Origin of the sequence: Pseudoduganella sp. UC29_71 (genome assembly GCF_042693265.1) — a bacterium.
Taxonomy (GTDB): domain Bacteria; phylum Pseudomonadota; class Gammaproteobacteria; order Burkholderiales; family Burkholderiaceae_D; genus Rugamonas.
This window is the reverse complement of record NZ_CP170549.1, coordinates 3,973,540-3,997,690: the sequence shown is the minus strand read 5'-3', so window position 1 is coordinate 3,997,690 and position 24,151 is coordinate 3,973,540. Positions and strand designations below refer to the sequence as shown.

At 66.0% G+C, this 24,151-nt stretch carries 22 protein-coding genes; 12 read left to right on the top strand and 10 right to left on the bottom strand.

The features are described 5' to 3' along the window. Positions 1 to 134: 134 nt before the first annotated feature. The 3 genes from ACFJI2_RS17690 to ACFJI2_RS17680 are packed head-to-tail and all read right to left on the bottom strand — an operon-like array spanning position 135 to position 3,571. Positions 135 to 2,168, bottom strand: a complete 2,034-nt coding sequence (locus ACFJI2_RS17690) for a hypothetical protein (protein ID WP_377701204.1) — start codon at positions 2,166 to 2,168, stop codon at positions 135 to 137. After that, complete coding sequence (locus tag ACFJI2_RS17685; RefSeq protein ID WP_377701203.1) at positions 2,161 to 2,553, bottom strand: GtrA family protein; 393 nt, start codon at positions 2,551 to 2,553, stop codon at positions 2,161 to 2,163. Before ACFJI2_RS17685 ends, ACFJI2_RS17690 begins: the two co-directional genes overlap by 8 nt. Beyond that, the gene (locus ACFJI2_RS17680; RefSeq protein WP_377701202.1) at positions 2,543 to 3,571 is read right to left on the bottom strand and encodes a glycosyltransferase; all 1,029 of its coding nucleotides are present in this window, start codon (positions 3,569 to 3,571) and stop codon (positions 2,543 to 2,545) included. The genes ACFJI2_RS17685 and ACFJI2_RS17680 overlap by 11 nt, the downstream gene beginning before the upstream one ends. Before the next feature lie 154 nt (positions 3,572 to 3,725). On the opposite strand from ACFJI2_RS17680, the gene ACFJI2_RS17675 reads away from it, so the two are divergent. Together ACFJI2_RS17675 and ACFJI2_RS17670 are read left to right on the top strand one after the other, a co-directional pair. Continuing rightward, entirely contained in the window at positions 3,726 to 6,356 is a 2,631-nt protein-coding gene (locus tag ACFJI2_RS17675) for a glycosyl hydrolase 115 family protein (protein WP_377701201.1), read from the top strand. Then, the gene (locus ACFJI2_RS17670) at positions 6,277 to 6,693 is read left to right on the top strand and encodes a hypothetical protein (protein ID WP_377701200.1); all 417 of its coding nucleotides are present in this window, start codon (positions 6,277 to 6,279) and stop codon (positions 6,691 to 6,693) included. Before ACFJI2_RS17675 ends, ACFJI2_RS17670 begins: the two co-directional genes overlap by 80 nt. Positions 6,694 to 6,774: 81 nt before the next feature. Here ACFJI2_RS17670 and ACFJI2_RS17665 read toward each other — a convergent pair whose 3' ends face one another. Next, the gene (locus tag ACFJI2_RS17665; protein ID WP_377701198.1) at positions 6,775 to 7,293 is read right to left on the bottom strand and encodes a pyridoxamine 5'-phosphate oxidase family protein; all 519 of its coding nucleotides are present in this window, start codon (positions 7,291 to 7,293) and stop codon (positions 6,775 to 6,777) included. Between the two features lie 102 nt (positions 7,294 to 7,395). After that, a complete protein-coding gene (locus ACFJI2_RS17660) occupies positions 7,396 to 7,839 on the bottom strand; it encodes a hypothetical protein (protein WP_377701197.1) in 444 nt (147 codons plus the stop codon). 121 nt (positions 7,840 to 7,960) lie between these two features. On the opposite strand from ACFJI2_RS17660, the gene ACFJI2_RS17655 reads away from it, so the two are divergent. The 3 genes from ACFJI2_RS17655 (at position 7,961) to ACFJI2_RS17645 (ending at position 11,865) form a co-directional block, all read left to right on the top strand. Beyond that, positions 7,961 to 8,965 (top strand): 2-hydroxyacid dehydrogenase, encoded by a 1,005-nt coding sequence (locus ACFJI2_RS17655; protein WP_377701196.1) that lies wholly within the window; start codon positions 7,961 to 7,963, stop codon positions 8,963 to 8,965. Positions 8,966 to 9,061: 96 nt separating this feature from the next. Next, positions 9,062 to 9,676 carry a biliverdin-producing heme oxygenase gene (locus ACFJI2_RS17650; protein WP_377701195.1) on the top strand — a complete coding sequence of 205 codons (615 nt, stop codon included), beginning with the start codon at positions 9,062 to 9,064 and terminating at the stop codon, positions 9,674 to 9,676. After that, positions 9,673 to 11,865, top strand: a complete 2,193-nt coding sequence (locus ACFJI2_RS17645) for an ATP-binding protein (protein ID WP_377701194.1) — start codon at positions 9,673 to 9,675, stop codon at positions 11,863 to 11,865. Before ACFJI2_RS17650 ends, ACFJI2_RS17645 begins: the two co-directional genes overlap by 4 nt. A gap of 49 nt (positions 11,866 to 11,914) precedes the next feature. On the opposite strand, the gene ACFJI2_RS17640 is transcribed toward ACFJI2_RS17645, so the two are convergent. Beyond that, the gene (locus tag ACFJI2_RS17640; RefSeq protein WP_377701193.1) at positions 11,915 to 13,930 is read right to left on the bottom strand and encodes a methyl-accepting chemotaxis protein; all 2,016 of its coding nucleotides are present in this window, start codon (positions 13,928 to 13,930) and stop codon (positions 11,915 to 11,917) included. Positions 13,931 to 14,053: 123 nt separating this feature from the next. After that, positions 14,054 to 14,761, bottom strand: a complete 708-nt coding sequence (locus ACFJI2_RS17635; RefSeq protein ID WP_377701192.1) for an XRE family transcriptional regulator — start codon at positions 14,759 to 14,761, stop codon at positions 14,054 to 14,056. 162 nt (positions 14,762 to 14,923) lie between these two features. Here ACFJI2_RS17635 and ACFJI2_RS17630 point away from each other — a divergent pair, with 162 nt between their 5' ends. Both ACFJI2_RS17630 and ACFJI2_RS17625 read left to right on the top strand, forming a co-directional pair. Further along, positions 14,924 to 15,223 (top strand): hypothetical protein, encoded by a 300-nt coding sequence (locus ACFJI2_RS17630; protein WP_377701191.1) that lies wholly within the window; start codon positions 14,924 to 14,926, stop codon positions 15,221 to 15,223. A gap of 181 nt (positions 15,224 to 15,404) precedes the next feature. Next, positions 15,405 to 15,935 (top strand): hypothetical protein, encoded by a 531-nt coding sequence (locus ACFJI2_RS17625; RefSeq protein WP_377701189.1) that lies wholly within the window; start codon positions 15,405 to 15,407, stop codon positions 15,933 to 15,935. 38 nt (positions 15,936 to 15,973) lie between these two features. On the opposite strand, the gene ACFJI2_RS17620 is transcribed toward ACFJI2_RS17625, so the two are convergent. Next, the gene (locus ACFJI2_RS17620; RefSeq protein ID WP_377701188.1) at positions 15,974 to 16,999 is read right to left on the bottom strand and encodes a zinc-binding alcohol dehydrogenase family protein; all 1,026 of its coding nucleotides are present in this window, start codon (positions 16,997 to 16,999) and stop codon (positions 15,974 to 15,976) included. A gap of 92 nt (positions 17,000 to 17,091) precedes the next feature. Here ACFJI2_RS17620 and ACFJI2_RS17615 point away from each other — a divergent pair, with 92 nt between their 5' ends. Next, a complete protein-coding gene (locus tag ACFJI2_RS17615; protein ID WP_377701187.1) occupies positions 17,092 to 18,000 on the top strand; it encodes a LysR family transcriptional regulator in 909 nt (302 codons plus the stop codon). Here ACFJI2_RS17615 and ACFJI2_RS17610 read toward each other — a convergent pair whose 3' ends face one another. Continuing rightward, positions 18,001 to 18,225 (bottom strand): hypothetical protein, encoded by a 225-nt coding sequence (locus ACFJI2_RS17610; protein ID WP_056405072.1) that lies wholly within the window; start codon positions 18,223 to 18,225, stop codon positions 18,001 to 18,003. Between the two features lie 219 nt (positions 18,226 to 18,444). On the opposite strand from ACFJI2_RS17610, the gene ACFJI2_RS17605 reads away from it, so the two are divergent. Genes ACFJI2_RS17605 through ACFJI2_RS17590 form a run of 4 tightly spaced genes read left to right on the top strand, consistent with a single transcriptional unit; the run spans position 18,445 to position 21,991 of the window. Then, positions 18,445 to 19,509, top strand: coding sequence for a catalase family protein (locus tag ACFJI2_RS17605; RefSeq protein WP_377701186.1), 1,065 nt, complete (start codon positions 18,445 to 18,447; stop codon positions 19,507 to 19,509). Then, the gene (locus ACFJI2_RS17600) at positions 19,506 to 20,249 is read left to right on the top strand and encodes a phosphatase PAP2 family protein (protein ID WP_377701185.1); all 744 of its coding nucleotides are present in this window, start codon (positions 19,506 to 19,508) and stop codon (positions 20,247 to 20,249) included. Before ACFJI2_RS17605 ends, ACFJI2_RS17600 begins: the two co-directional genes overlap by 4 nt. Positions 20,250 to 20,251: 2 nt before the next feature. Further along, complete coding sequence (locus tag ACFJI2_RS17595; RefSeq protein WP_377701184.1) at positions 20,252 to 21,154, top strand: diacylglycerol/lipid kinase family protein; 903 nt, start codon at positions 20,252 to 20,254, stop codon at positions 21,152 to 21,154. A gap of 12 nt (positions 21,155 to 21,166) precedes the next feature. Beyond that, positions 21,167 to 21,991 (top strand): metallophosphoesterase family protein, encoded by an 825-nt coding sequence (locus ACFJI2_RS17590; protein WP_377701183.1) that lies wholly within the window; start codon positions 21,167 to 21,169, stop codon positions 21,989 to 21,991. Position 21,992: 1 nt separating this feature from the next. Here the strand turns inward: ACFJI2_RS17590 and ACFJI2_RS17585 are convergent, their stop codons facing one another. Beyond that, positions 21,993 to 24,143 (bottom strand): TonB-dependent receptor, encoded by a 2,151-nt coding sequence (locus ACFJI2_RS17585; RefSeq protein WP_377701181.1) that lies wholly within the window; start codon positions 24,141 to 24,143, stop codon positions 21,993 to 21,995. Positions 24,144 to 24,151: the final 8 nt, after the last annotated feature.

The window sequence follows — 24,151 nt, the reverse complement described above, 5'->3', positions numbered from 1 at the left end:
GATTTGCAATGTTTACAACCACAAAATAAAAATGCCGCTCAGTCTTAACTGAACGGCATTAGCCCACCGGGCGGTTTTTTTCATGGGCGGACGCGGTGAAATTCGAGCGCACCGCGCGCAGCGCCGTGCACCTGCTAGGGCAGGGCCGGCGGCGGGCAGTTGTCGCAGGCGTAGCGCGCGATACGCAATCCTTCAATGGCCAGCCTGGTTGTCGGATATGCCACGGTGCGGACCTCGAGGCGGCCCGGGACAGCGCCGCGTTCGATAGTGATGTTGCCGGTGACGCGCCCGCTCTTGTCGAGCGTACCCTTGATCGAGCCGCTGCCTAGGGTGCGCAGCTTGGCGGTGCTCAGGACCACGACTTCCCATTCGCCTACCGTCGTGCCCGGGGCTGCGCCGCCCCGGTAATCCAGCGCGAACAGGTATTTGCCGGGTGCGAGATCGACGTAGGGGCCGAAGGTCAGGAAGCCGGAACTGGCTTCTGCGCGGTTTTGAATGGCGCAGTCGGCGGTTTTCACTCCGGTCAGCGTGGACAGTTCGCAACCCTTCCAGCTGAAGTTGTTCGCCAGGGTGGCCCACACGGGCTTGCCGATCCAGATGCTCTCCTCGTCCATTGCATACAACCGGCGCCCGCCGTTGCGGGCCAGCGCGGCTTCGATGGCCTTGTCGGCCTTGTCACCCTTGAGGTAATACAGCACCTCATGACCGGGATTGAACAGACTCCTGCGCGACAGCCAATAGTCGGGCACCACGCTATCATTATCTTGCAGTACGAGGGTGCCGGCAGCGATGCCCGGTACGGTCGCGTTCAAGCTGTGCATGCGCCAGAAGTCGCCGCCGAACACTTCGTGGATTTTAAGCTGCTCCGCCAGCGCGCGCAGGTGACCATTGATAGGCGGTGCGATGCGCAGTTCGATCATGCGCGGACTCAGGCCGCGGAAATGGCTCAGCGTGGCGAACCAGAATGACGGCAGCAGCGCGGCAATGGCGAGCAGCGCCACCAGCCGCGCGCGCGTGCGCACGAACTTGCTGGCAAGGCCATAGACGAAGAGGATGAAGCTCAGGCGCAGCAGGGCGCCGGCCCAGAGGATATGGCGCGCGGTGTCCGGCTTGAGCGTGGCCACTGCGATGGAGCCGATAAGGACGCCGAGCAGGGCGATGGCCGCGGTGAAATCGTCAGCGGCGCCAGCAAGGCCGGCTGGCGCCTGGCGGACGCGCGCAAACAGCGCATTGGCGCGCCAGGCAGCGTAGCCGCATATGGCGAGCAGGTAGGCCAGGCCGGCGGCGTAGAGCAGGAAGCTCGCCGCGCGCAGCGGATTGGCGGCGAAGATATTCACCGACGAGATGGCGCCCAGCATTTCCAGGCTGATCTGCTGCAAGGTCAGGATGATGTCGCCGATGCTGCGGAAGGTCATCGTGCCCAGCAAGTTCAGGCCGAGCGGACGGCTGGCCATCAATGCGCGGTTGGTCACGACGCCGATAACGAGGGCCAGCAGCAGCAGGCCGGCGACGCGCCGGGCGGTCGCGGCGCCGCCATAGACAAACACGCCAATCGACAGCGGCAGCAAGACGAGCAGGGCGCGGATCGGCGCCTCGGCCGACATCAGGAAGATGCACAGCGCCGCCAGCGCCAGCGCGCCGGCCTGACGGCGCGTGCAATAGATTGCCGTCGCCAGGGCCGCGCCGGCGGAGAGCACGACGTTCGACAGGTGCGATTGCTGGCCGAGAATGTAGTCGTGGTCCCAGACGCCCATCGGTATCATGAACAGCACTGTGACCACGGATGCCTTGAGCCTGTCGTGCGTATAGGCGCGCAGCATTGCATAGAGCACCAGGCTCCAAAACGCGATCGACAGCGCCGAGCCGATGATGAAGGCCTGATAGCCGGCGGCGCCGCCGAGCAAGGCGAGCGCAATGAAGGGACTGGAGCGGAACAGGATCAGCTGGTTGCCGTAGCCGAAATCAGTAGGCAGCAGGCTGTGCTGGTCGATCATGGCCTTTGCCAGCACCTGCATGGCGGCCGCGTCGGCATGGAAGTCGCGCGCGAAGAACCAACGGTGATGGACGTAGCCGATGAGGAAGGTGATGAGAGCCACCAGGGTGGGAGCGATAAAACGGGAGGCGCGCGTGGCAGCAGCGGACATGAAGGGATGCATGGGTTCAGGCAAGGTCGTCGCCGCGACGGTCCGCGAACACGACATGTTTGTTAATGAGGTAGAAGGTGACCGTGTAGGCCGCCATGGCGCATAGCTGAGCGAGCTCGGCACGTAGGCCAAGCGCGCCGTGCGCCAGGCGCAGCACGCCGCTGTTGACGGCAAAGGCGACGGCGAAACCGGCAAAGAATTTGAGCGCGGCCGCGCGCGTAGGCACGCTGTCCTTGAACACGAAGGCGCGGTTGAGGACGAAGGCGACCACTAGGCCGGCCGCGTAGCTGAGCACATTGGCGACGGCGATGTCCAGGCCGGCCAGGCGCAGGGCGCCGAGGAAAACCAGGTAGCCGGTGAGGCTGTTGACGACACCGGCGATCAGGTAGCGTACCAGCTCAGCCGACACGCGTGGTCCCGGCGCCGGTAAGGCGTACCACCGGGCTGCGCGAGACCGTAGGGGGCGCCTCGTCGAATCCGATGTATTCGTTGGACACATACAGCGGGCGGTTCTTGATCTCATTGTAGATGCGGCCCACATATTCACCGAGCACGCCGACCGAGATGAGCTGCACGCCGCCGATGAACAGCACGGCGATCAAGGTTCCGGCCCAGCCGGCCACCCATTGGGTGGTCAGCAGGCGCACGCCAGCCACGTAAAACACGCCGGCTAGTGCCAGCAGAGCTGAGAAGAAGCCCAGGCCGATCGACAGCTGCAGCGGTTTGGTCGAGAAGGAGAGGATGCCGTCGACAGCAAAGCGCAACATCTTCAGCAATGGATACTTGCTGACCCCGGCGAAGCGCTCGGCCCGGCTGTACGGCAGCGAGGTCTGCTTGAAGCCGACCCAGCTGACCATGCCGCGCACGAAGCGGTCGCGTTCGGGCATGGCGCGCAGGGTATCGACCACCGCGCGGCTCATCAGGCGGAAGTCGCCGGTATCAACCGGAATCGGCGTGTCGGACAGTTTGTTGAGCACGCGGTAGAACGCGCGGGCCGTGGCCAGCTTGAAGGCTGATTCGCCCTGGCGCTCGGTGCGCGTGCCATAGACGACGTCATAGCCCTCGCGCCACTTGGCGATCATTTGATAGATCACTTCTGGCGGGTCCTGGAGGTCGGCGTCAATCAGCACAACCGCGTCGCCGCGCGCTGCGTCGATCCCGGCCGTGACCGCAATCTGGTGGCCGAAATTGCGTGCGAAACCGATGATTTTGAAGCGGCTGTCGTCCGCAGCCACATCCTTGAGCAGGGCACGGGTGGCGTCTCTACTGCCATCGTCGACGCAGATCAGTTCTACGTCCAGGTCGATCAAGTCCGCGCAGAACGCTTTCAGACGCGCGACGGTTTCGCCGATGACTTCCTCTTCGTTGTAGCAGGGAATAACAACGGAGAGCAGTTGGCGCTTGGGAATGGCGTGTCTGGAGTCCATGTGGTGATAGTTGAAAATTAACCATGTATACTAACACAGCAATATTTGCCCAGCGTTTACCCATGGCGGAAAGATTGACACCGCCACAATTGCGAACTAGGATGATTGCGCTACCAAAAAATGATAAAAAATGTTAGAGACAGAGGGGGACTCGATGAATGAACGAATCAGCGCGGCATCACGGCACCTACTTGCCACGCTCACGCGGTGGGCCACGCTGCAGCGCAATCGCGTGTCGCTGCTGGCAGCGCTGCTTTGCCTGCAGGCGGCAACCGGGGCCCAGGCCCTGGGCACCGGCAGCTTCGTGCGCATGGATGGCGGCGCCGGGGTCGTGTTGGCAGCTGACGGGCGCGCGGCCCCGCTCCTTGTGTCGTCTGGCGACTTCGCTGGCGTGCTGCGCGCGGCGCGCGACCTGCAGCGCGATATCGGCAAGGTCAGCGGCGCCACGCCAGCGTGGCGTACCGGTGCCGCGCCCATGGCGGGCGACGTCATCATCGCCGGCACGCTGGGCCGGCACCCGCTGATCGACCGGCTGTCGAAGGAAGGGAAAATCGACGCGGCCCACCTTGCCGGACAGTGGGAAGGCTTCCTGATCCAGGCCGTCGCCGACCCCATGCCCGGCGTCAAGCGCGCGCTGGTCATTGCCGGCAGCGACAAGCGCGGCACGATCTACGGCCTGTACACGCTGTCCGAACAGATCGGCGTCTCGCCGTGGCACTGGTGGGCGGACGTGCCGATCCCCAGCCACCGCGCCCTCAGCGTGCCGCTCGCCACGCGCGTGACGGACAAGCCGGTCGTCCAATACCGCGGCATTTTCCTGAACGACGAGGCGCCCGCGCTGACCAATTGGGCGAAGGAACGCTTTGGTGGTTTCAACCGGCAGTTCTACGAAAAACTGTTCGAGCTGATGTTGCGCTTGCGCGCCAACTACCTGTGGCCGGCGATGTGGTACTCGTCGTTCTATGACGACGACCAGGGCAACGGCGAACTGGCGGACATGATGGGCATCGTGATGGGCACGTCGCACCATGAGCCGATGATGCGTGCCCAGCAGGAGTGGCACCGTCATGGCAAGGGAGCCTGGGACTACCAGCACAATGGCGCGACGCTGCGCGAATTCTGGGCTGGCGGCTTGCGCAACACGCGCAACTATGAAAGCGTGATCACGATGGCCATGCGCGGCGATGGCGATGAGCCGATGTCGGAGAGCGCCAACGTGGGGCTGCTGGAACGCATCGTGTCCGACCAGCGCGACCTGATACGCCAAGAATGGCAGCGCGAGCCGGAAACGGTTCCCCAGCTGTGGGCCTTGTACAAGGAGGTGCAGGACTACTACGAAAAGGGCATGCGCGTGCCGGACGACATGCTGCTGCTCTGGTGCGACGACAACTGGGGCAATATCCGCCGCCTGCCGACGGCCGAGGAGCGCAAGCGCAGCGGCGGGGCCGGCGTGTACTATCACTTCGATTACGTGGGCGTGCCGCGCTCCTACAAGTGGCTGAATGTGACGCAGATCGGCAAGGTGTGGGAGCAGATGAACCTGGCCAACGAGTACGGTGCGAACCGCATGTGGATCGCCAACGTGGGCGACCTGAAGCCGATGGAAGTGCCGACCGAATTCTTCCTGGCCTATGCGTGGAATCCGGCGGCGTGGCCGGCCGAAGGGCTGCCCGGCTATCTGCGGCAGTGGGCCGCGCGCGAATTCGGTACGCAGCACGCCGACCGGATTGCCGCCATTGTCGACAGATACACCCGCTACAACGCCCGCCGCCGGCCGGAACAGCTGGCGGCGGATACGTACAGCCTCGTGAACTACGACGAGGCCGAAGGCGTGCTTGCCGACTACACCGCGCTGGCGGACGAGGCGCAGCGCATCGGGAAAGCGCTGCCGAAAGCGATGCGCGACGCGTACTTCCAGCTTGTCGAGTATCCGGTGCGTGCCTCGGCCAACGCGCTCGACCTGTACGTGTCGGCCGGCCGCAACCAGCTGTATGCGCGGCAGGGACGGGTCAGCACGAACGACATGGCGGCGCGGGTGCGCAGGCTGTTCCAGCACGACGCCGAGCTGGCGCGCCAGTACCAGCAAGGCATCAGCGGGGGCAAGTGGAACCACATGATGTCGCAGACGCGCTTCGGCTACACGAACTGGGATCAGCCCTACCGCGACGTCATGCCAGCCGTATCGGAACTGCGCATTCCCGAGCCGGGCCAGCTGGCGGCGCCAAACGGCATCCATCCGTCGGACCGCATGGGCGTGGCGGTGGACGGCAACCCTGTCGCGTGGCCTGTCTTTCCGATCCGCCAGCTGGTGCTGCCGGCGCTGGACCGCTACGAACGCAAGCCCAGGCATATCGAGCTGTTTAACCGCAGCGGCACGCCGTTCGACTACACGATCTCCACCAGCCAGCCGTGGCTGAAGATCAGCCACCCGGCCGGGCGGGTGAGCAAGGACCAGCGGATCGCCGTGGACGTGGACTGGGAGGCCGTGCCGCCCGGGGTCACGGAGGCCGAACTGACCGTGCGCGGCCCGGACAAGGCCAATGTCGTTGTCAAGGTGCCGGTGCATGCGCGCGCGGAGCGGGTGGCGGGCTATGTGGAAACAGGCGGCGTGGTCGCCATCGAAGCCGAGCACTACACCCGCGCGCTGGCGCCGGCGGGGGCGGCGCTGGCAGACAATTCCCGGCTACGGCCGCACGCTGTCCGGTGTGACGGCGATGCCAGGCGCGGCGCCGGCCCTCTCGCTACAGGACGGCATGCGCCTGGAGTACGACGTGCATCTGTTTAGCGCCGGCGAGGTGAAGCTCCATGCGGTCCTGTCGCCGACGCAGAAATTCCTGCCGGGCAGCGGCTTTCGCTATGCGGTGTCGATTGACGATGGGCCGCCGCAGGTAGTGAACGTACACGCGGACCAGAGCGAGGATTATTGGCGCCGCATCGTGTCGGACGGGGTGGCGGAGTTCGTCACCACGCACAAGCTTGAGCAGGCCGGCAAGCATACGGTGAAGTTCTGGTCGCTGGACCCCGGACTGGTGCTGCAGCGGCTCGTGGTCGACGCCGGAGGATTGCGGCCAAGTTATCTGGGGCCGCCGGAAAGTCCGCGGGTCGTGCCGGGCAAGACCTGAAGCGCGCGGCGCGAGAGCCTGCTGTACCGCTTCCTGCCGGAAGCCATCGCAGCCATCGCAGCCATCGAAACCCACCGCTGGCTACAGCCGTATCGTCCCTTCGATGGAGTCGTCCAGCGTTTGCCCGGTGACGGCGCCGAGCAGCATCTTGGCGCCGGCCACGGCGCCGCCGTGCTTGTTGTCCCAATAGTAGCCTGTCACCGGCCGCACCTGGATCACCGTGATGCGCGGGTCGTTCTCGCCTTCGGTGAACCAGGTCTTCAGCATGAAATTCCACAGTTCCTTGATCATCGCCGGGTCGCGCGAGATCACCGCATGGCCGTCGAAATACAGGAAGCCCGAATGGTGCGAGGCCTGAAAGTACAGCCGCACGGCAGGGTTGGCGGCGATGTCCTGGTTGTGGTGGCTGTCGTCGGCGCTGAGGAACCACAGGTTGCCCGCCTCGTCGACTTTTAGCGGGCTCATGGGGATGACGCGGTTGGCCGTGCAGAAGAAGCCAGCCTTGGCTTCCTCGGCAATGTCCTTGATGCGCTTGACGGCATCGCTGCCCGTCAGGTCTTGGCGGTTGTGTTCCGGCTGGTTGCGGTTGATACTGTCCATGGGATTCTCCTGAAAGCGCCGGGGCCGTATGCCTCGGCTGTTCAGGACAGATGCTAGGCGCGATTGCGCCGCGGGACTGTGTGCTGCCTAACCTTGCGCGGCTCAGTAATCGAACTTCGTGCTGCGCGCGTTCTTGTTCAGCTTGGCCGCGCGCGCCGCTTCGGCTTCGGCCTCGCGCGCCGCCTTTTCGGCCTGCTTGGCCTGGCGTGCTTCGTCCGCCTGCTGCTTGCGCACCGCATACTGCTCGTCCAGCCGGCGCTGGCTGCGCAGGCGCTCCAGGCAATCCTGGAAAAAGCTGATCCGCTGCAGCATGGCCACCAGCCACACGATGCCGATGACGATCAGCACCAGCGTATAGCCGCTTTGCCAGGCGGCGAAATTCTGGTCCAGCGCGGGGAAGATGGGGCGGGCACGTTCCAGGCACACCTGGCCGAACAGCGACAGGCAGGCGGCCAGCAGGCCCAGTACGACGGTTTGCGCGATCTGCCAGCCGGTGGTTTTCAGCCGCTGGTCCAGCATGGATTGGGTGTCTGATGCGTAAGTCATGGCGGGTGATTCGGTACTAAGATTGCTGCATACAGTGCAAGCGTGATTATCCCATTATTTTTCCTAAAAGAAAACTAAGTTGCCGTAATGAACTTAACAATTCACCGATCTGGAGCAATATATGAAAGTCGCCGTCTTCAGCGCGCAGCCCTACGACCGCCGTTTTCTGGATGAGGCATGGGCGCGCCGCCAAGCCGGCGCGTCGATAACACTGCAATATTTCACCGAGGCGCTGTCGCTGGCGTCGTACTCCCTGGCCCGGGAGTGCGGTGCCGTGTGCGTATTTGTCAACGATGTGCTGGATGCCGAGGTGCTGGCGGCGCTGGCAGGGCAGGGCGTGCGCGCCGTGCTGCTGCGTTGCGCCGGCTATAACAATGTGGACCTGGCGGCCGCTGCGCGGCTGGGCCTGTTCGTGGCGCGCGTGCCGGCGTACTCGCCGGAGGCGGTGGCCGAGTTCACGCTGGCGCTGGTGCTCACCCTGAACCGCCACACGCACCGCGCCTACGCCCGTGTGCGCGAGGGCAACTTCGCGCTGGACGGGCTGCTGGGCAGCAATCTGCACGGCAAGACCGTGGGCCTGGTGGGGCTGGGCAGGATCGGCCTGGCGGCCGCGCGCATCTTCCACGGCTTCGGCTGCCGCGTGCTGGGCCATGATCCGGCGCCGCCCGCTGCGTTCGGTGCGCTGGGCGTGCAGGCGGCGCTGCCGGCGCTGCTGGCCGACGCCGACATCGTGTCGCTGCACTGCCCGCTGCTGCCGTCCACGCATCACCTGATCGACGCGGCTGCCCTGGCGCGGATGAAGCCGGGGGCGATGCTGGTAAACACCTCGCGCGGCGGCCTGCTCGATACCTGCGCCGTCATCGACGCGCTCAAGTCGCGCCGCTTGGGCGCGCTGGCGATCGATGTCTACGAGCAGGAAAGCGAATTGTTCTTTCGTGACCACTCAGCCGAGATCATCGCCGACGACGTGTTCCAGCGGCTGCTGACTTTCCCCAATGTGCTGGTGACCGGCCATCAGGGTTTCTTCACTGCCGAGGCGCTGCGTGAAATCGCCGAGACCACGCTGGATAACCTCGATCGCTACATCCAGGGCAGCCCTTGCGCAAACGTCTGCTTGCCTGCCTGACGCCAGGCGTTAGCGAACTTCCGCAACCGGTGAGCCATTTAGTTGCCTGATCCACACGTGCTTCTACATTTCGCAGGCCTGCATTAAAATGAGGCAATGATTTCTTTACAAGATGATGTCCTGGCCGCCTTGCGAGGCGCGACGGCCAGCCGCCACGCGTTGCTGGACCAGGCAATGCCGCTGGCTCGGCCTGCGCCGACGCTGGGCGACTACCGTGAGCATCTGTGCCTGCTGCGGCCCTGGCTGGCGAGCATTGCGCACGCGGCCGGGCGTCACGGCGACGGTCCGCAGGACCCGCGCCTGCTGGCGCAGGTGGACCGCTTGCCTCCGATCGACGCCGATCTTGCCGACCTTGCCAACCTGGACGACGTGTCCGGCTGTGCAGTGCGCAGCACGCTCACGCGCGCGGTATTCCCGGGCCTGGACGGCGGCGCCCCATGGCGCTGGGGCGTGGCCTACGTGGCCGAAGGATCCCAGCTTGGCGGCGCCGTGCTGTACCGCCGCCTGGCCGCCAGCCTGGCGCCGCATCCGTTGCGCTATCTGCAGGGGGAGGGGCCGCCTGGGCCGCGCTGGCAACAGTTCCTGTCGCGCCTGCGCGCCGAAGTGTCCGCTGGCGCCGACATCGCACAGGCCTGCGCCGGCGCCTGCGCTGCGTTCGATGCATTGATCGCGCATTTGCCGCAGCAAGCCCGGCAAGAGGAGGCCGCTTGACGGCGCCTGTCGATCTGGCCAACTGCGCCAGTGAACCGATCCACATCCCCGGCAGCATCCAGCCGCAGGGCGCGCTGCTGGCTTTCGATCTGCAAGGCCGGCTGGCTGCCTGGAGCGCCAATGCCGCCGCGCTGCTGGGCGTGGCGCCTGCGGCCGGTGCGTCCTTCGCCAGCCTGGGCCTGGACGAGGCCGTGAACGCCTTGCTGCGCGCGGCCCTGGCCGACCAGGCCGACGGCGCCACGCCGCCCGCCATGGCCGACGTGGCCTGCGCCGGCCATACCTTCGACTGCGTGGTGCACGGCTATGGCCAGCGCGTGATTGCCGAATTCGAATTGCGCCACGCGCCCAGCAATGAAGTGGCCGCGTTTGCGCTGCGCGCGCATGCCGCCATCGGCCAATTGAAGCGCCAGAAGTCGCTGGTGGCGCTGATGCAGCTGGTGGCTGAGCAGGTGCGCGAGATCACCGGTTTCGACCGCGTCATGGGCTACCGCTTCCGCCATGACGACAGTGGCGACGTGGTGGCCGAAGCCGTACGCGGGGACTTGCCGCGCTACCTGGGCCAGCGCTACCCGGCCGGCGACATTCCGGCGCAGGCGCGCCGCCTGTACACCATCAACACGCTGCGCCTGATCGCGGACGTGGGCTATGAGCCGGTGCCGCTGCTCGGCGCCGGCGGCGCGGGCGCACAGGCGCCGCTGGACCTGAGCCACAGCATCCTGCGCAGCGTGTCGCCCATCCACATCGAGTACCTGCAGAACATGGGCGTGGGCGCCTCCATGAGCGTGTCCATCGTCGTCAACGGCCGCTTGTGGGGCCTGGTGGCCTGCCACCATATGGCGCCGCGCCAGGTGCCGTATTCGGTGCGCATGGCGTGCGACGTGCTGGCCCAGGTGCTGGCCGCGCACGTGCAGAGCACCGATGCGCGCGAGCGCAGCGATCTCACCGAGCGCGGCGCGGCCTTGCGCACGGAGCTGATCGAAACGCTGCTGCACGAAGACGACGTGCTGCTGGCGCTGCAGCGCCATGCACCGGCCTTGTGCGAGGTGCTGGAGGCGGGCGCGCTGGTGTTTGCGCAGCATGGCAAGATGCTGGTCTACAGCGGCGACGGCAATCCGGTCGACGAGGCGCTGGCCGCCCGCATGCTGGCCTCGCTGCCCCCGGAAGGCACGCAGCTGGTGCAGCGCAACGGCGTGGCCGACTGGCCGGATGAGCTGAGCGGCAAGACCGGCCGCTGGGTCGGCATGCTGGCGCTGCATTTCGATCCGGCGTCCGGCGGCTGGTTGCTGGCATTGCGCCCGGAACAGGTGCAGACGGTGCGCTGGGGCGGCCGTCCGGACAAGACGCTGAGCTTCGGTCCCAACGGCTTGCGCCTGACGCCGCGCGGGTCCTTCGATGAATGGGTGGACCTGGTGCATGGCAGCGCCGAGCCATGGCAGGACGGCCATTTGCTGGTGGCCGAACAGCTGCTGGCGGAAATGCACCGCGCCTGCATGGCGCGCCACGCCGAGCTGGAGCGCGCCCGCATGCAGCTGCTGGCGATGCTGGGGCACGACCTGCGCGACCCGCTGCAATCGATCACCATGGCGGCCAACGTGCTGCAGCAAGGCGCGCAGCCGCACCAGCTGGGCCAGCGCATCCAGCGCTCCAGCGGCCGCATGCAGCGCCTGATCAGCCAGGTGCTCGACATGAGCCGCCTCGATAGCGGCATGGGACTGGGCATGCGCCTGCGCGAAGCGGACCTGAGCCGCCTGCTGGAAGACTTGCTGGACGAGTCGCGCCTGGCCCATCCCGGCGTGCTCTACGAGGTGGACATTGCGCCGGCAGTGACGGCCGAAGTGGACGCCGACCGCCTGGAGCAGGTGGTCAGCAATTTGCTGAGCAACGCGCGCCACCACGGCATGGCCGGCATGCCGGTGCGCGTGGCCCTGGCGCTGGACGGCGAGCAGGTGACGATCTCGGTGCGCAACCATGGCGCGCAGCTGTCCGCGGAAACCGAGGCGCTGCTGTTCAATCCATTCAAGCGCATCTCGCTGCAGAACCCGAACAACCGCACCGGCATGGGGCTGGGCCTGTACATCGCCTCGCGCATCGCCGAGGAGCATCGCGGCAGCATTGCGTACCGCTACGAGGCGCCGCACGTGGTGTTCAGCGTCGGCTTGCCGCGCAAGGGCAGTACGCCGGCGGAGTAAGCCGCTGTTCAGGCCCGATTGCGGGCAGGAACAACGCGGTCCGCGACAATCAGACGGTCCTGGCGTGTTTGACCAGCGCCAGTTTGCGCGCAACCGGACGGGCGGACGTGCGCGGCGCGGGTGCCGCGTCGTGGTCATGCAGCGTAAATACCGACACCGCCTCGGACAGCGCGCCCGCCTGCTGCCGCAAGCTTTCCGACGCGGCGGCGGCTTGCTCCACCAGTGCCGCGTTCTGCTGCGTCATCTCGTCGATTTGCGTGATCGCCTGGTTCACCTGCTCGATGCCCGAACTCTGTTCCTGCGCCGCGTGCACGATGTCGGACATGATGGTGGTGATGCGCCGCACGCTGTCCACCACCTCGCTCATGGCCTTGCCGGCGTCCGCCGCCAGCGCGTTGCCCGCGTCCACCTTCTGCACGCTGTCGTTGATCAGGTCCTTGATCTCCCTGGCCGCGCTGGCGCTGCGCTGCGCCAGGTTGCGCACCTCGGACGCCACCACCGCAAAGCCGCGCCCTTGTTCGCCGGCGCGCGCCGCCTCCACGGCCGCGTTGAGCGCCAGGATATTGGTCTGGAAAGCGATGCCGTCGATGACGCCGATGATGTCGACGATCTTGCGCGAGCTGTCGTTGATCGCGCCCATGGTCTGCACGACCTCCGCCACCACCCGGCCGCCCTTGCTGGCCACGGCCGTGGCGCTGCTCACCAGCACGTCGGCCTGGCGCGCGTTGTCCGCGCTCTGGCGCACGGTGGAGGTGATCTGCTCCATGGAGGCGGCGGTTTCCTCCAGGTTGGAGGCCTGCGCCTCGGTGCGCGAGGACAGGTCGGAATTGCCGCTGGCGATGTCGTTCGATGCGTTGCCTATGGTGTCTATGCTGCCGCGTACCCGGCCCACGATGCCGACCAGGCTGTCGTTCATGTCCTTCAGCGCGCGCATCAGCTGCGCCGTTTCGCTGCGGCCTTCCAGCTTGAACTGCGCGGTCAGGTCGCCCTGCGCGATGCGCTGCGAGATCTGCACCGCCTCGTCGAGCGGCGCGCTGACGGAGCGCGCGACCATGCGCGCGATCAGGCCGGCCAGCAGGATCAGGCCCAGCATCGACCCTATCATGATCCAGCGCGTGCTGCGCAGGCTGGCCACCTTGGCCGCCAGCATCGCTTCCAGTTCTTTGCTGGCCACCTGGTTGGCTGTGAATTGCGCGTCGATGGCCCTGGTGGTCTGCGCGACGTAGTCGGTGCCGGGATAGCTGAGCGTTTCGGCGCGCACGATGTGTTCGGTGGCCAGCTGCATGGCCTGTTGCGCCAGCTCCTGGGCTTCTTTCCACTGCGCGCCCACCTTGCGCTGCACCTCCGGATTGGCCGCCACCGATTTGTTGAAGGCGGTGGCAGTCTGGGTCAGCCTGTCGTTGACGCGCGCGACAATGGCGGCCAGCGCCATGCGGTCTTCCGGCGCGGCCTCCTGCTTGGCCAGCAGGCCCGCGCCCTTGGCGCGCATCTTGCCGGTTTCCTCGGTCAGGTAGGGGAGCTGGTAATACATGGACTGGATCAGCTGGTAGCTGTCCAGGTCGGGGTCCAGGCTCAGGCCGAACTGGTCGCCGATCAGGTCGTTCACGATCAGCAGCTTGGGCACCAGCGCCGTGTGCGCGGCATAGCTGTCGGGCACCGAGATGCTGCGGTTCGCCACCTGCGCGCGCAGCGCGGTCCACTCGCGCCTGGGGGCGTCCCACGCCTGCTCGATGTTCTTGTTGTTGAGGCTGCGGATGATGGCGTCCATCCTGTCGTAAGCCTCGTCCGCTTCGCGCTGCTTGGCGTCGCGCTTCTCCTGCGATCCCGCCACGCCGCCCAGCACCAGCGCGGCCAGGCCGCGGTGCTGCTGCGTGGTCTGTATCACCTTCAGGATGGCGGCGGTGGGCGCCAGGCCGGCCGTTTCGGACAGCGCCGCATCGAGCGTCTTATCCGCTTCGCTCAGGTAGAGCGCGGTCGGTATGCCGGCGAGCAGCAGGGCGATTACGCTGAGGATGATGAATTTCTGCCAAAGCAGCAGCCTGTCGAGCCACGAATGAACGTTCACGATGTATCCCCCTACGGTATGCTGCTTTTTTAGGCGCAACTCTTTGAATTGATTCTATGCCTATTTCTTTAGGAAGACGAGCAAGGTGTTGTTTGTCTGGCTGACAGGTACGGTCAGGTACGGTCAGATACGGTCGCTCTCCTTGCGCACCACGCGCCCGATGATGATGCAATCGGTGCCGCGGCACACTTTGCGGTGGTATTTGCGCTGGTCCGGATTGTCGGAGGTCAGCCACCACTGGCCGGCATCGCGCGACAGGCGCTTGACCACAGGCTCGCCTTCGTAGTTCACCGCGAACACCACGCCATCCACCGGCTTGTTGTCGGCCGTGTTGATGATCACCAGGTCATCCTCGAACAGCGACGGTTCCATGCTCTCGCCGCGCACCTTGATGCCGATCAGCCGTTCCGGGTTGTAGCCGTTGCGGTCGGCCCAGTGGCGCGGCACGCTCAGCGTGCTGCCGTCGTGCGTTTCCGGCTCCACCGCGAAGCCGGTGATGCCGGCCGACAGGCGCAGCTTGACCTTCTGGATCTGGTAAAAGCGCGCGTCGTCCTCCGGCGCGACCACCACCGGCGTGTATTGCGCGGGCAGCACTCCGGCCGGCGGCGCGCCGCGCTCGCGCTGGCCGATGCCCTCGTGCAGCCATTCAAACGTGACGTTCAAGGCGGCCGCCAGCTGCACCAGCGTGTGCGCTTCCGGCCCCTTCTTGCCCACCCCGTTGAGGATGCGGTTGATGGTGGGTTGCGGCACGCCGGAAGCGCGCGCGAGCGCGCTCTGCGATTCGTAACCCGCTGCTTTCATGGCTGATTCCAGCCGGCTAGAGATATCCATGGTCACACTATACATCCGCGTATAGGTTGGCGCAATATTTATCCATTCGCGTATTGATGGCCTATCCATTCTCGTATATATTGGGTTCACTGAGCGGGCTGAGCAAAGAGTGTCGGGATGGGCTGAGCCAGGCTGGGTCAACTTCTCTTGAAAGGAATTTCTATGGCGGAACCCGTCATTTCAACCGCGTCGGTGGTGATCGCCGCCGGCACGATCACGCTGAGCGGTTCGGTATTCGGCGTGCAGTACGACGCTTTGCTGGCCGGCTTTATGGGTGGTCTGGTGTCGTTGTTGTACTTGCCGCCCATGTCGGCTTGGAAGATGGCGGGCAGTGTGGGCTGTTCGGCCCTGGTCGCCGGATTTTTCGCGCCCGTGATCGCAGTGGCGGCGCTCCATTATCTGCCGTGGCTGCATAGCGTGGGGACTTCATGCGCCTCGCCGGCGGCGCCGCGCTCGGGATAGCCGCGCAGGTGCTGATTCCAGCGGGCATGAAGCGCTTGCGGTCGTATGTGGGGGGGCAATGAACTGACAGCATGGCGTTTGCGCTGGATCAAAGCCGGCGGCGCGCCGGTCTCAAGTGCGCTGGCTATACTGGGTTCACTGGCGGGCGCGCGGGGCGCCGCCGTTTTCGGAGGCTGCCATCATGCGTCCGCACCCGGTGAACAACGGCATCTGGGCGATGCTGTCGAAAATCAAGAAGATGGAACAGCGGCTGCGCTCGGCGGGGCTGCCCATGGTGCTGGCGCGCCTGCCTTACTGGCTGCTGGCGCTGCAGTACTGCTACAGCATGCAGTCCAAGATGGCGCGCATCGAGAAGATCGCGCTGCGCATCCGCGCCTGGCTGGCGTCGGTGCAGGAGCTGTCCGCCAGGGAGGAGGCCAGGACCGAGCTGCTCGATGTCCGCCAGGACATGCGCGACGATATCGAATGCACCAAGCGCACCCTGTGGGATTTGCGCGAGATCTGCATCGACGTGACGCGGCTCTTCAGCACCGTGGGCTACAGCTCGCGGCGGCTGGCGCGGCTGCAGGAGCAGTTGGTCAAGCTGCTGTCGGATTCCTACGAGTCGGCCACGCAGCTGCAGCAGCTGCTGGCCGAGCATGACGCGGCGGCGCTGGCGCTGCTGCGCGAGATGCAGGCGCCGGAGCGGCGGGTTACGGCGCGGGGCGCCTAACCCGCCCTACGTAGCTCAGCCGTCTTTGTGCCGGACCGTCAGAACCCTTCCAGCACGATCTTGCCCTTGGCGCGGTTGCTTTCGATCAGGGCGTGCGCGCGCTTCAGGTTGGCGGCGTTGATGCTGCCGTAGCGCTCGCCCAGCGTGGTCTTCAGCACGCCGCTGTCCACCAGCTGCGACACGTCGTTCAGCAGGGCATGCTGCTGCGCCATGTCGTCGGTCTCGAACATCGCGCGGGTGAACATGAATTCCCAGTGCAGTGACACGCTCTTGCGCTTGAGCTTGCTCACATCCAGCTGGCCCGGGTCGTCGATCAGCCCCAGCTTGCCTTGCGGCGCAATCAGCTCGGCAATGGCGGCAAAGTGCTTGTCGGTCTGGTTCAGCGCGGCCACGTAGTTCACCGGCGGCAGGCCGAGGCGCTTGATTTCCTCGTCCAGCGGCTTGCTGTGGTCGATCACGTGGTGCGCACCCAGCTGTTTCACCCATTCGGCCGTGTCCGGGCGCGAGGCGGTGGCGATGATGGTCAGCCCGGTCAGCTGGCGCGCCAGCTGTACCAGGATGGAACCGACGCCGCCCGCCGCGCCGATCACCAGCAGCGATTTGCCGGCCGCGCTCTTGTCGCCGCCCAAGGCCCGGCTGACCCCAAGGCGCTCGAACAGCAGTTCCCACGCGGTGATGGCGGTCAGCGGCAGGGCGGCGGCCTTGCCGAAATCCAGATTCTTCGGCTTGTAGCCGACAATCCGCTCGTCCACCAGGTGCAGTTCGCTGTTGGTGCCGGCGCGGGTCAGCGAACCGGCGTACCAGACTTCGTCGCCGGGCTTGAACAAAGTTACGTCAGGTCCGACCGCCTTGACCACGCCGGCGGCGTCCCAGCCGATCACTTTCAATTCGCCGTCCGCCGGGGCCACGTTCTTGCGGATCTTGGTGTCGACCGGATTGACGGACACGGCCTTCACTTCGACCAGCAGATCGCGCCCGGTGGCCTTCGGTTCGGGGAGTTCAACGTCGATCAGCGCGTCGGCATGGTCGATGGGGTGGGAGGCGCGGTAGGCGACTGCTTTCATGGGGAAACTCCTGAATGGTTGTGCGATGGGAGTATCATCACTTATTTCGCTGGCGCGAAAAAGAGGGCTTTTCCTGAAACACTTTCAAAGGAATGAAGATAGTGCTGCGGCTCGATGATTTGACGGTATTCGTGCGCACGGCCGACGAGGGCAGCTTGTCGGCGGCGGCGCGCAGCCTGGAGATTTCGCCGGCGCTGGCCAGCGCCGGCCTGAAGCGGCTGGAAGGGGAACTGGGGTTGCGGCTGTTCGCGCGCACCACGCGCTCGCTGCGCCTCACCGACGAGGGCGAGCGCTACCTGGTGCATGCGCGCGAAGCGCTGCGGCTGCTGAAGGAGGGGCACGACACGCTGATGCAGGCCAAGGACGTTCCCGGCGGCACGCTGAAGATCGCCATGCCGTCCGACCTGGGCCGCAACATCCTGCTGTACTGGCTGGACAAGTTCCAGGCCCAGTATCCGGGCGTGCATTACCAGATCAGCGTGAGCGACCGCCAGGCCGATATGTACCGCCAGCCGGTGGACATCGCCATCCGCTACGGCAAGCAGGACGATTCCAGCCTGATCGCCATGCCCATCGCGCCGGATAACCGGCGCGTGCTGGTGGCGTCGCCGGACTATATCCGCAAGCACGGCCGGCTGGCCTCGCTGGACGAGCTGCAGCGCCACAACTGCCTGTGCTACGCGCTGGACGATGTCATCCACAACAACTGGACCTTCCACCCGCCCGGCAGCAAAAAGCCGGTGACCCTGGCCGTGCGCGGCAACCGCTGCGCCGACGACGCGGACCTGGTGCGGCGCTGGGCCGTGGCCGGGCAGGGCATTGCATATAAATCGAAGATGGATCTGTCGGAGGACTTGCGCAGCGGCAGGCTGCAAGTGCTGCTGCCCGACATCGTGGGCGAGCCCACGCCGCTGCATCTGGTGTGCATGCACCGTTCCCAGGTTACCCCGACGGTGCTGCAGCTGCGCGACTTCCTGCGCGCCCAGTACGAGCAGATGTGATCAGTGTGCCTTGGACAGGATCAGCAGCCAGCGGCGCAGCACCAGGATTTCCAGGTGGCCGGCCTGCACGCCGGTATCGCATTCCAGGATAGGGTTGACGGCATAGAAGCGTTTGCGGAAGTCGCGGCAAACCAGGATTTCACGTTTGCCGAAGCGGACCAGGAAAGACATCGGGGCATATTCCAGGCCGAAACGGGAGCCGAAACCGCTGTTCAATGTAGTCATGATTCTTCCTTTGCTTTATTGGTTGGAGGTCAATCGCGGAGGTCAATCGCGTGTCAGTGATGCCACTGTATCACAACTACTGTTGAAAAACACAGTACTGTATGAAAAATCAGTTATTTCTAATAACTGTTGTATTTTTGTGCAGCACCTTCGTGCGCCAGGGAACGGACGGCTGCGGCGCGGCGCAGCAGAATGGCGCAATCACACCTGGGAGCCGCCATGCAGCCACAGCCTTACCATCCGGACTACGAAGTTCCCGAAGACGACGAAGCCGAGGTCCATGCCCGCCTGCGCGACACGCTGCGGGGGATTTCCGAGAAAACCTGGGAGGACACGGGCCACGCCACGCGCAGCGTGCATGCCAAGAGCCATGGCCTGCTGGAGGGGCGGCTGCGCGTGCTGGACGGCCTGCCGCCGGAGCTGGCCCAGGGCCTGTTTGCGCGCGCGGCGGACTATCCGGTGGTGATGCGCCTGTCCACCACGCCGGGCGACGTGCTGGACGACAGCGTATCCACGCCGCGCGGCATGGCCGTGAAAGTGATCGGCGTTGAGGGCGGTCCCACGCAGGACTTCGTGCTGGTGAACGGCCCGGTATTCCTCAACAAGAACGCGAAGCAGTTCCTGGGTGGCCTGGAGCTGCTGGCCGCCACCACGGACAAGGCGCCTGGCCTGAAGAAGGCGCTGTCGGCGGTGCTGCGCGGCGCCGAGCAGGCCATAGAAGCGGTGGGCGGCGAAAGCGTTGCGCTGAAAGCCGTCGGCGGCCATCCGCTCACGCACCCGCTGGGGGAAACCTATTTCAGCCAGGTGCCGATACTGTACGGCCCTTACATGGCCAAGGTGTGCGTGGCGCCGGTGTCGCCGGAACTGGCGGCGCTGAAAGACGCCCGCGTGCACGTGCACGGCAAGCCGGACGCGCTGCGCGACGCAGTGACGGCGTTCTTCGCCGCGCATGGCGCCGAGTGGGAGCTGCGCGTGCAGCTGTGCACCAATATCGAAACCATGCCGGTCGAGGACCCGACGGTGGAATGGCCGCAAGACCAGAGTCCCTATGTCGCCGTGGCGCGCATCGTGGCGCAGCCGCAGCCGGCGTGGAGCGCGGCGCGTTCGCGCGTGGTGGACGAGGAGATGTCCTTCAGCCCCTGGCATTGCGTGCCCGCGCACCGGCCGCTGGGCGCCATCATGCGCGCGCGCAAAGCGGCCTATGAGATGTCCGCGCGCTACCGTGCGCAGCGCACGGGCGTTATCATGCGTGAACCCGACCATCTGGAGCCGCTGCCATCTTGAACCACACCGCCACATCCAAATTCATGCGCTTCGTGGAAGCGCGCCTGACCCCGGGCGGCGAGTTCGGCCTGCACCTGACCGCCGGCGCCGCCCTGATGATGGCGGCCGTGGCCGTTTTCGCCGAGGTGGCGGAGGACGTGGCCGAAAACGACGGCCTGGCCGCGTTCGACCAGCACGTATCGGCCTGGATGCATGTGAACGCGCAGGAGCCGTACACCAGCGCCATGTGGCTGTTTACGCACCTGCACAGCGTGGCCGGCATGTGCGTGCTGGTGGCATTGGCCGGCGTCTTCTTCTGGCGCAGCGTGGAGCGGCACGGCCGCTACTGGCTGCTGGCGCTGGCCTTGTCGGTACCGGGCGGCATGCTGCTGAACGTGGCGCTCAAGCATATTTACCAGCGCGCCCGGCCGGTGTTCGAGGAGCCCATGCTCACGCTGGCCACCTACAGCTTCCCCAGCGGGCACACGGTGGCCGCCACGCTGTTCTGGGGCCTGGTGGCGAGCTACGCGGTGATGTCGGCGCAGCGCTGGCGCGTGCGCTGCGCGCTGGTGGCCGGCGCCGTGCTGATGGCGGTGCTGACGGGCGTGAGCCGCATCTACCTCGGTGCCCATTATCCCAGCGATGTGCTGGCGGCGATGGCGGAGGGCTGCGGCTGGCTGGCAGTGTGCATCACCGCGTGTTCAACCCTGCGCCGCAGGCGCGCAGGCAAGGCCGCGCGCGGCATGAAGATGGAAGGATAACCATGGCAGGCGTGGTTCCCGTCATTATCAACGCAGGCGCGGGCCTGGGCTATTGCGGTGACTTCTCGCAGCAGCTGCTGGCCAAGTTCGCCGCGTACGGCTACGTGGCCGACATCACGCTGGCGCAAAGCGGCGAGGAAATGATCGCCGCCGCGAAGGCCGCAGTGCAGGCGGGCGCACGGCTGGTGGTGGCCGGCGGCGGCGACGGCACCATCAACGCCGTGGCCTCGGTGCTGGTGGGGACCGACGTGGCCTACGGCGTGCTGCCGCTCGGCACGCTGAATCACTTTGCCAAGGATTTGAAGATTCCATTGGACCTGGATCAGGCCATCGCCGCCATCGCCACCGGCGGCCACGTGCGGGTGGACGTGGGCGAGGTCAACGGCCGCATCTTCCTGAACAACTCCAGCCTGGGCCTGTATCCGGACATCGTGCGCGACCGCGAAAAGCAGCAGAGCCGCCTCGGACGCGGCAAGTGGCTGGCCTTCGCCTGGGCTGCGCTGACTGCGCTGCGGCGCTTTCCCTTCATGGATGTACGACTGAGCGTGAACGGCGAAGCGCACGCGCGGCGCACGCCCTTTGTCTTCATTGGCAACAACGAATACCGGATGCAAGGCTTGAACATCGGCGCGCGCGAGCGCATCGACAGCGGCATGCTAAGCCTGTACGTGGCGCAGCGGCCCAGCCGCCTGGGCCTGGTGCGCCTGGCCTGGCACGCGCTGCTCGGCACCCTGGCGCAGCAGCGCGACTTCGACGTGCTGCTGGCAACCGAGCTGAGGATAGAAACACGCAAGACCCGCAACACGCTGATCCGCGTGGCCACGGACGGTGAAGTGACCGTGATGCAGGCGCCGCTGTCCTATCGCATGCGCGCGGGCGCGCTGACCGTGGTGGTGCCCAAATAAAAGGAGATAGCCATGCGTACCCTGGTGCATTTGTCGGATTTGCATTTCGGCCGTGTCGACGAGGCCCTGCTGGCGCCGCTGAGGGCGCGCGTGGAGGCCTTGCGCCCGGATGTGGTGGTGGTGTCGGGCGACCTGACGCAGCGCGCCCGCAGCGCGCAGTTCAAGGAAGCGCGGGCCTGGCTGGACACCTTGCCGGAGCCGCAGATCGTGGTGCCGGGCAATCACGATATCCCGCTCTACAACGTGGCGGCGCGCTTTTTCACGCCGCTGGTGAAGTACCGCCGCCACATCACCGCCAACCTGGCGCCGGAATACGTGGACGATGAAATCGCCGTGCTGGGCATGAACACGGCGCGTTCGCTTACTTTCAAGGACGGCCGCGTGAACCGCGAGCAGGTGGGGCGGCTGCGCGAACGCTTCAACGCGCTGCCGGAGGGGCTGACGCACGTCGTCGTCACGCATCACCCCTTCGACTTGCCGGAGAGTTTTGACGAGGACGACCTGGTTGACCGCGCGCCCATGGCCATGGAAGCCTTCGCCCAATGCGGCGTGGACCTGCTGCTGGCCGGCCACCTGCATTCCAGCCATGCCGGCAACAGTTCGCACCGCTACAAGATCGCCGGCTACGCGGCGCTGGTGGTGCAGGCCGGCACGGCCACGTCCACGCGCAAGCGCGGCGAGGAAAATTCCTTCAACGCCATCCGTGTGGAGCCGGACCGGCTGACCGTGGAGCGCTACAGCTGGCAGGAGCCGCTGGGCAGCTTCGAGCTGGCCAGCACCGAGGTGTTTTGCCGCAACGGCGACGTGTGGGAATCCACCCGCCCCGCAGCGGCGTAGTTCAAAAGCGGTAGCGCACCGTCAGCTGCGCCGAGCGCGGCGCACCGGGCAGGCTGAGGAACTTGCTGGAGCCGTGGCCGGACACGATGTAGTCGCGGTCCAGCAGGTTCATCACGTTGAGCTGCACTTCCAGCGCCCTGGCGCGGTAGTAGGCCATGGCGTCCACCGTGGTGTAGCCGGCCAGCGTGACGGTGTTGCCCGGATTGGCGAAGCGCTCGCCCACGTAATTCAGGCCCGCGCCTGCGCCCCAGTTGCTGTTGAAGGCTTTGCTGAGCCACAGGTTCATGCTGTGGCGCGGCGTCAGCGTGGCGCGCTTACCCTGCACGAACTGGCCGTCGTCCTTGGCGATGGAGGCGATCATGGTGGCGTCCAGCCACGAGTAGCCGGACCATGCCTTCCAGCCCTGGCCCAGGTCGCCCGCGAAGGTCAGCTCCACGCCGTCGGTGCGCTGGGTGCCCATCGGGATGATCTTGCTGGTGGCCGGGTCGGTGGCCTTGATATGGTCGCGCTGCAGGCGGAACACGGCGGCGGTCAGCGAGGCGCGGCCGCCCAGCAGGTCGAACTTGGCGCCCAGTTCCTTGCTCTGCGTCTCCTCCGGCGCCATGTCCGCATTGTTGGCGGCCAGCGCGAAGGTTTCGCCGGACGGCTGGTAGGACTTGCTGAACGAGGCGTAGTAGGACTGCTGCGTGTTTTGACCGCTCGGCTGGTACACCAGGCCGGCGCGCGGGCTCCAGGTGCTGTCGGTGCGGGCCAGGTTGGGCTGGTTCGGGCGGCGCTCGATGGTGTTCTGCTCGAAACGGTCGTAGCGCACGCCGGCCAGCGCCTTCCAGTTGGCGGCCAGCGTCACCTGGTCCTGCACGTAGCCGCTGCTCACGTCGAACCTGGACAGGTTGTTGGCGCTCGGATTGCCGCCGGCGGTGAACGGCACGGCCGGCGCCACGGGGTTGAACAAGGATACCGTGGCCACGTTGGCCTGCGAGCGGTTGAGCACTTCCTTGTCCTGCTTGCCGAACTCCACGCCGTACAGGATCTGGTGCGCCATGCCGGCCAGTTCGGCCTTCTGCACCAATTCGGTCTGGTTGAAGTAGCCGTCCTCGGCGCGATACACATTGCCGCGCGTGAGCGAGGCGGTCCTGGCCGTCTCGTTGACCGAGCCGACCAGCGTGTTGTTGCGGTCCAGCGTGTAGTCGTAGTAGCGCAAGGCGTTGCGCAGCTTGAGCGTGCCGCTGAAAGCGTGTTCCAGCACGAAGCCGGCCGCTTTCACGCGCGCTTCGCTGAAGTCGTTGTCCCTGGCATTGGCGGCGCCGTAGTAGGTGCCGGGCGCCACGTCCACCACGCGGCCCTGATAGGAAGGGATGCCGAAGTCGGTCACGCGCTTGTCGTGCAGGTATTCGGCTTGCACCAGCAGGGTGGTGGCCGCGCCCAGCTTGAACAGCACCGACGGCGCCAGCGCCTGGCGTTCCAGGAACTGCTGGTCGCGGTAGCTGTTGGCGTCTTCCACGGCGCCGGTGACGCGGAAGGACACGCCCGTGCCTGCGCCCGCTTCGCCCAGGTTGCGGCCCAGATCGAACTCGCCGCGTTTTTGCGCCCAGCTGCCAACTTGCAGCGAGACTTCGCTGATGTCCACGCCCGGCTTCTTGGTCACGCGGTTGACCAGGCCACCCGAGGAGCCGCGTCCGTACAGCACGGCGGCCGGGCCTTTCACCACTTCCAGCTGCTCGATGTTGGACAGGTCGCGGAAATAGAGCGCGTCGTCGCGCATGCCGTCGATGAACTGGTCGGCGATGGCGGAGAAGCCGCGGATGGTCACCTGGTCGCGCTGGCCGTCGCCGTGCGACATACCAACGCCGGGGACGGCCTTGAGTGCGTCCTGCAGCGAACGCACGCCCTGGTCGCGCAGCAGCGCTTGCGGGATCACGTTCACGGTCTGCGGAATGTCGCGCAGCGGCGCGTCGGTCTTGGTCGCGCTGGACGATTTGGCCGCGTTGTAGCCTTCGGCCTCGGCGCTGCCGACCACGGTGACGGTCTGCATCACCGGTTCAGCGGCGACGGCAGCAACGGCGGCGCCGCCGGCGTCGCTGATCTGGGCCTGGGAGAGGGCGGGAAAACTCAGTGCCAGCAGCAATGCCAGCGGGGTCTTTTTGAGTGCCATGCGGAGTC

Coding starts and splice junctions, on each gene's coding strand:
- ACFJI2_RS17665 (WP_377701198.1), bottom strand. CDS start 7,293: ATGGACAGTATCAACCGCAACCAGCCGGAACACAACCGCCAAGACCTG.
- ACFJI2_RS17660 (WP_377701197.1), bottom strand. CDS start 7,839: ATGACTTACGCATCAGACACCCAATCCATGCTGGACCAGCGGCTGAAA.
- ACFJI2_RS17620 (WP_377701188.1), bottom strand. CDS start 16,999: ATGAAAGCAGTCGCCTACCGCGCCTCCCACCCCATCGACCATGCCGAC.
- ACFJI2_RS17590 (WP_377701183.1), top strand. CDS start 21,167: ATGCGTACCCTGGTGCATTTGTCGGATTTGCATTTCGGCCGTGTCGAC.
- ACFJI2_RS17650 (WP_377701195.1), top strand. CDS start 9,062: ATGATTTCTTTACAAGATGATGTCCTGGCCGCCTTGCGAGGCGCGACG.
- ACFJI2_RS17680 (WP_377701202.1), bottom strand. CDS start 3,571: ATGGACTCCAGACACGCCATTCCCAAGCGCCAACTGCTCTCCGTTGTT.
- ACFJI2_RS17595 (WP_377701184.1), top strand. CDS start 20,252: ATGGCAGGCGTGGTTCCCGTCATTATCAACGCAGGCGCGGGCCTGGGC.
- ACFJI2_RS17675 (WP_377701201.1), top strand. CDS start 3,726: ATGAATGAACGAATCAGCGCGGCATCACGGCACCTACTTGCCACGCTC.
- ACFJI2_RS17655 (WP_377701196.1), top strand. CDS start 7,961: ATGAAAGTCGCCGTCTTCAGCGCGCAGCCCTACGACCGCCGTTTTCTG.
- ACFJI2_RS17635 (WP_377701192.1), bottom strand. CDS start 14,761: ATGGATATCTCTAGCCGGCTGGAATCAGCCATGAAAGCAGCGGGTTAC.
- ACFJI2_RS17610 (WP_056405072.1), bottom strand. CDS start 18,225: ATGACTACATTGAACAGCGGTTTCGGCTCCCGTTTCGGCCTGGAATAT.
- ACFJI2_RS17605 (WP_377701186.1), top strand. CDS start 18,445: ATGCAGCCACAGCCTTACCATCCGGACTACGAAGTTCCCGAAGACGAC.
- ACFJI2_RS17585 (WP_377701181.1), bottom strand. CDS start 24,143: ATGGCACTCAAAAAGACCCCGCTGGCATTGCTGCTGGCACTGAGTTTT.
- ACFJI2_RS17630 (WP_377701191.1), top strand. CDS start 14,924: ATGGCGGAACCCGTCATTTCAACCGCGTCGGTGGTGATCGCCGCCGGC.
- ACFJI2_RS17625 (WP_377701189.1), top strand. CDS start 15,405: ATGCGTCCGCACCCGGTGAACAACGGCATCTGGGCGATGCTGTCGAAA.
- ACFJI2_RS17615 (WP_377701187.1), top strand. CDS start 17,092: ATGAAGATAGTGCTGCGGCTCGATGATTTGACGGTATTCGTGCGCACG.